This window comes from Bradyrhizobium sp., from assembly GCF_035701725.1.
GTDB lineage: Bacteria > Pseudomonadota > Alphaproteobacteria > Rhizobiales > Xanthobacteraceae > Bradyrhizobium.
In genome coordinates this window covers 1-5164 of the sequence record NZ_DASSRP010000275.1, presented here as the reverse complement: position 1 = coordinate 5164, position 5164 = coordinate 1, and the positions used below count along the sequence as shown (strand labels likewise).

The window sequence follows — 5164 nt, the reverse complement described above, 5'->3', positions numbered from 1 at the left end:
ACTCTTAAACCCGTCGGCTCATACTTCCGTTCCACAGTGCCGCCTAAGCCCTGCGCGGCGCTAAGCTCAATCAGTCTGGAGCCGAAGCCGGTGCGAGTAGGCGCTGCTACGGGCGGGCCATTTTCTTCTCGCCAATCGATGTGAAGCACGGTCTTGCCGTCCCTCTCAATGCCCCAGGTTAGATGCACGAGCCCGCCAGGCTTGGAGAACGCTCCATACTTCCAGGCATTGGTGACCAGTTCGTGCAGAATAAGGCTAACCGGCAAAATCTGCGGCTGCTTGAGACTAACCGGCGGGCCGGGAACGACGCGGTATTGCTCAGGGCTTGCTGACTTCAACGCTTGCTCGATGAGAGTGCTCTGATCGGCCGGAGCGGCGCTTGCCAGCGCCAAGGTCTCGGCTTCGGCCACTGCTTGGAACCGTCCCAAAAAATCGTCCCTGTACTCCTCGGCTGACTTGCCTTCGACATCCGTCTGATTAGCAAGCGAGCGTACCATCGCGAGAAGGTTTTTCATCCGATGGCGCGTTTCGGCGAGAAGAATGTCCTTTTGCGTCTCGCTGCGGCGTCTGTCGGTCACGTCCTCAAACAAAATCAGAATGCTCGTGCTGTTATTGTCTGGGTGAACCAAACGACGCGCGCTCACGAGCATCGTGCGCCGGCCGATGGTTGGGAACTCGGCTTCTACTTCGTATCCGACGACCGCGGTCGATTTGGGTATGATGTCGCCCACGAGGCGCCGAAGCTCGGGGATGTCCCATTGACCGTCGCCAAGGGCGAACAGGCTGCGCCCAACCGTGTCATCGCGTCCCACCCTGAAGGTCTGGTAAAACCCGCGGTTAGCGGCAAGGACACAACCTGCCTGGTCCAGCACGAGGAGAGGCTCCTCCAGGGTATCGACGGTCCCTTGCGCCTGGACATGCTCGCTGCGCAACAGCCGGTACAAATCTTCCAGATTCATCTTTCCGCCTACCTAGACCGGAGTAGTCACTCGTAAGGTAATATGGGGCAAGGTCGCCCACAAACGAAATTGAGCTGCCTGAACCAAAGATGCCAGTATTGGAGGCGCAGCTAGAGCGCCTGTTTCTACGGTTCCGAGCTCGCCGGATTGAGATTTCAGATGATCGTATCGGGGTGAGTGCGTCTCGCGGCCGGTGCCGCGAAGGTCTGCAGTTGATGCTGTGGACGGCTCCTCCAACCGGCACGCGAGTGCCATGGATTTGGGGGCAGCTAGGGCTCCCACAATTTGGAGGAGCAGCCTATGCAGACAATTTCGACGATCGGTCTGGACATTGCGAAGTCGGTCTTTCAGGTTCACGGCATTGACGCTGCTGGACAGGTGGTGGTCCGCCGCCAGTTAAAGCGCCGTTTTGTCCTTTCCTTCTTTCAGAAGCTACCGCCCTGTCTGGTGGGGATCGAGGCCTGCGCATCATCGCACTATTGGTCGCGCGAGCTGCAGGCATTGGGGCATACGGTTCGATTGATGCCGCCTGCCTATGTGAAGCCCTACGTCAAGCGGCAGAAGAACGACGCAATGGACGCGGAGGCGATCTGTGAAGCGGTCACGCGACCCAACATGCGCTTTGTGCCGACCAAGACAGTCGAGCAGCAGAGCTGCCTGATGCTACATCGAGCGCGCCATCTCTTTATCCGTCAGCAGACAGCAGTGATCAATTCAATCCGCGCCTATCTTGCTGAGTTCGGGATCGTCGCTCCTGTCGGGCGCCGAGGTGTCGAGCAATTGCTGGAAGTTGCCGCCGATCCAGCCGATGATCGTTTGCCCGAAGTGGCCCGAGCGTGTCTTGCTGCTCTCGGTAATCAATTAAGTGCGCTGAAGGGTCAGATCCTTAATTTTGACCGCCGCATCATGGCCTGGCATCGATCAAATGCGACGAGCAAACGACTGGATGCGATCCCGGGCGTTGGGCCGGCGCTAGCAACAGCCTTGGTTGCGAGTATTGCTGATCCCAAGGCCTTTCGATCGGGGCGGGACTTCTCAGCCTGGGTCGGGCTCGTACCAAAGCAGAACTCTAGCGGTGGCAAAGACAAGCTCGGCAGCATTAGCAAGCAAGGCGACCGTTATCTGCGCAGCCTGTTCACGGCTGGCGCACTCGCCGTGATCCGTTATGCCAAGATCCATGGTACTGGCCACCGGCCTTGGCTGACAGGATTGTTGGCCCGGCGGCCCACGAAGGTCGCGGCCATCGCACTCGCCAATAAGCTCGCCAGGATGGCTTGGGCGATGATGACCAGGAACGAACGCTACCAGGAGCCGGCCGCGCTAGCGGCCTAAACGAGATCGCGCCGACATCGCAGGCGTGACGTAACGGTTGGGAGGGCGAACAGCACGTAATGCAGTGCCGGTCGATCCGGCGATCAGGACAACCCACACGGGCCATGGCATCTCGAATGCGTGCTGTTGACCGGGACCTGATCCGCGGAGGGCATTATGGCCAGCGGTCATGTGTACCGCGCAAATAGGCCGAACACATGGCTGCTCCGACCAACCCTGCAACGTGAAGATTCTTCTTGCCAACCCGGAGCCGTCCACACATGGCCCGTTGCTGACATGCCAGTGCGCGCCGCCAATGTCCGCTTCCGACGGCGAAGCGGACATTGCCGCGCCCGCAGCGGCGGCGTCACGGCCGATATGTGCGGATGGGCATAGCCGCTGCACGGCTCCCTGTTGGTAAGTCCTGACAAAACCGCATCAGGCCCATACCCGCGCCCTGCTTGACGCGGGGCGCGGACGCGGATGGGATTTTGCCGACTTCCGGGACTGATCGATGGAGACCGCAACCAACCATGCCCCGTATCGCCATCGGCGGTTTTCTGCACGAGACCAACACCTTCGCGCCCACCAAGGCGGCTTATGCCGACTTCGTGCACGGCGGCGGATGGCCTGCGATGACGACGGGCGCCGACGTGCTCAAGGTGATGCGCAACATCAATGTCGGCCTCGCCGGCTTTATCGGAGACGCGGAAGCCCACGGCTGGGAATTGGTCCCGACGATCTTCGCCGCCGCGAGCCCGTGCGCGCATGTGACGAAGGATGCCTATGAGCGCATCAGCAGGGTGATCGTCGACGGCATCGCAAACGCTGGTCCGCTGGATGCGGTCTATCTCGACCTGCATGGCGCCATGGTGAGCGAGCATTTCGACGACGGCGAAGGCGAAATCCTGCGCCGCGTGCGGCAGGTGATCGGCGACGAATTGCCCCTCGTGGTCAGCCTCGATCTGCATGCCAATGTCACGCCCGAGATGGTGTACCATGCAGACGCGCTGATCGCCTACCGCACCTATCCGCATGTCGACATGGCCGACACCGGCCGCGCCGCCGCGCGTCATCTCGCCTTGCTGTTGCGCGACAAGACGCGCCTCGAAAAGGCGTTCCGGCAATTGCCGTTCTTGATTCCGATCAGCTGGCAATGCACCGGCGATTTTCCGAGCAAGGGGATTTACGAAAAGCTCGCGGCGATGGAGTGCGAAGCCGTTCCGACGCTGTCGTTCTGCCCGGGCTTCCCGGCCGCCGACTTCCCCGGCTGCGGGCCGAGCCTGTTGGCTTACGGCAGGACCAGAGCCGACGCGCAAGCAGCGGTCGACCGGCTGGCCGCGATTGTCGAAAGCCACGAGCGCGATTTCGACGGCCGCGTCTATACGCCCGATGAGGGTGTGCGGCTCGCGATGGAGCTGTCGCGGAGCGCGCGAAAGCCCGTCATCATCGCCGACACCCAGGACAATCCGGGCGCCGGCGGCGATTCCGACACCACCGGCATGTTGCGGGCGCTGGTCCGCAACAAGGCGATGCGCGCTGCGATCGGTGCGATCTACGACCCCACTTCCGCCAAGGCCGCGCATGAAGCGGGTGTCGGCGCCTCGCTCACACTGTCGCTCGGCGGCAAGTCCGGCATTCCGGGGGACGCGCCGCTCGAAGCAACGTTCACCGTCGAAAACCTGTCCGACGGAAAATTCGTGGCGCCCGGCCCCTATTTCGGCGGCCGCGAGATGGATATGGGACCGTCGGCTTGCTTGCGCATCGACGATATCAGGATCGTCGTGAGTTCGCACAAAGCCCAACTGGCGGATCAGGCGATGTTTCGTTATGTCGGGATCGAACCGACCGAACAGGCGATCCTGGTGAACAAGAGCTCCGTGCATTTCCGCGCCGACTTCGAGCCGATCGCCGAAAAGCTCCTGATCTGCGCCGCGCCAGGCGCCATGCCGGCCGACCCCGCCGCCCTGCCCTGGACCAAGTTGCGTCCGGGCATCCGCCTCAAACCGAACGGCCCGGCTTTCGCCACGCCTGCACAAGCCCGTTCCACCGCCATCGGATAATCCTATGCCCACGATCGACCGCATCGAAGCCTTTGCCGACGAACTCACCGCCATCCGGCGCGACCTGCATGCCCACCCGGAAATCGGCTTCGAGGAGGTCCGCACGTCCGGCATCGTCGCCGAGAAACTGACCCAATGGGGCGTCGAGGTTCATCGCGGCCTTGGCGGCACCGGCGTGGTCGGTGTGCTGAAGGGCAAGGGCAGCGGCGGCAGACGCATCGGCCTGCGCGCCGACATGGACGCGCTGCCGATGGAAGAAAACACCAACCTGAAATGGCGTTCGACCATTCCCGGCCGCTTCCACGGCTGCGGCCATGACGGCCACACCACCATCCTGCTCGGCACCGCGCGCTACCTCGCCGAGACCCGCAATTTCGACGGCACCGTGCACTTCATTTTTCAGCCGGCGGAGGAAGGCCTCGGCGGCGCGCGCGCCATGATCAAGGACGGCCTGTTCGAGAAATTTCCGTGCGACGAAATTTACGGGCTGCACAACGCGCCCGACCTCGATCACGGCGAGCTCGCGATCTTGCCGGGGCCGGCGATGGCCGGCGCCGATTTCTTCGACATTGCGATCTCAGGCTATGGCGCCCATGGCGCGATGCCCGAACGTTCCAAGGACCCCGTGGTGATCGCGATGACGCTGGCGCAGGCGCTGCAAACCATCGTCAGCCGCAATGTCTCGCCGAACGAGCCCGCCGTGCTCTCGATCACGCAGATTCACGCCGGCTCCGCCTATAACGTGATCCCTGGCGAGGCCAAGCTCGCCGGCACCGTGCGCGCCTTCTCCGACGACGTGCGGCGACTGATCCGCGAGCGGATGCGCAGCCT

At 62.5% G+C, this 5164-nt stretch carries 4 protein-coding genes; 3 read left to right on the top strand and 1 reads right to left on the bottom strand.

All coding sequences use genetic code 11. From position 1 onward, the window contains the following. Nucleotides 1-959: sensor histidine kinase (locus tag VFL62_RS16545; RefSeq protein WP_325173458.1), on the bottom strand; the 959-nt coding region annotated here is incomplete at its 3' end. A 300-nt stretch (nt 960-1259) separates the two neighbouring features. Between VFL62_RS16545 and VFL62_RS16540 the strand changes: the two genes are divergently transcribed. The 3 genes from VFL62_RS16540 to VFL62_RS16530 all read left to right on the top strand — a co-directional run. Continuing rightward, a complete protein-coding gene (locus tag VFL62_RS16540) occupies nt 1260-2291 on the top strand; it encodes an IS110 family transposase (protein ID WP_325173457.1) in 1032 nt (343 codons plus the stop codon). Between the two features lie 512 nt (nt 2292-2803). After that, entirely contained in the window at nt 2804-4333 is a 1530-nt protein-coding gene (locus VFL62_RS16535; RefSeq protein ID WP_325173456.1) for a M81 family metallopeptidase, read from the top strand. Nucleotides 4334-4337: 4 nt separating this feature from the next. Further along, on the top strand, nt 4338-5164 hold an 827-nt coding region (locus VFL62_RS16530), incomplete at its 3' end, for an amidohydrolase (RefSeq protein ID WP_325173455.1).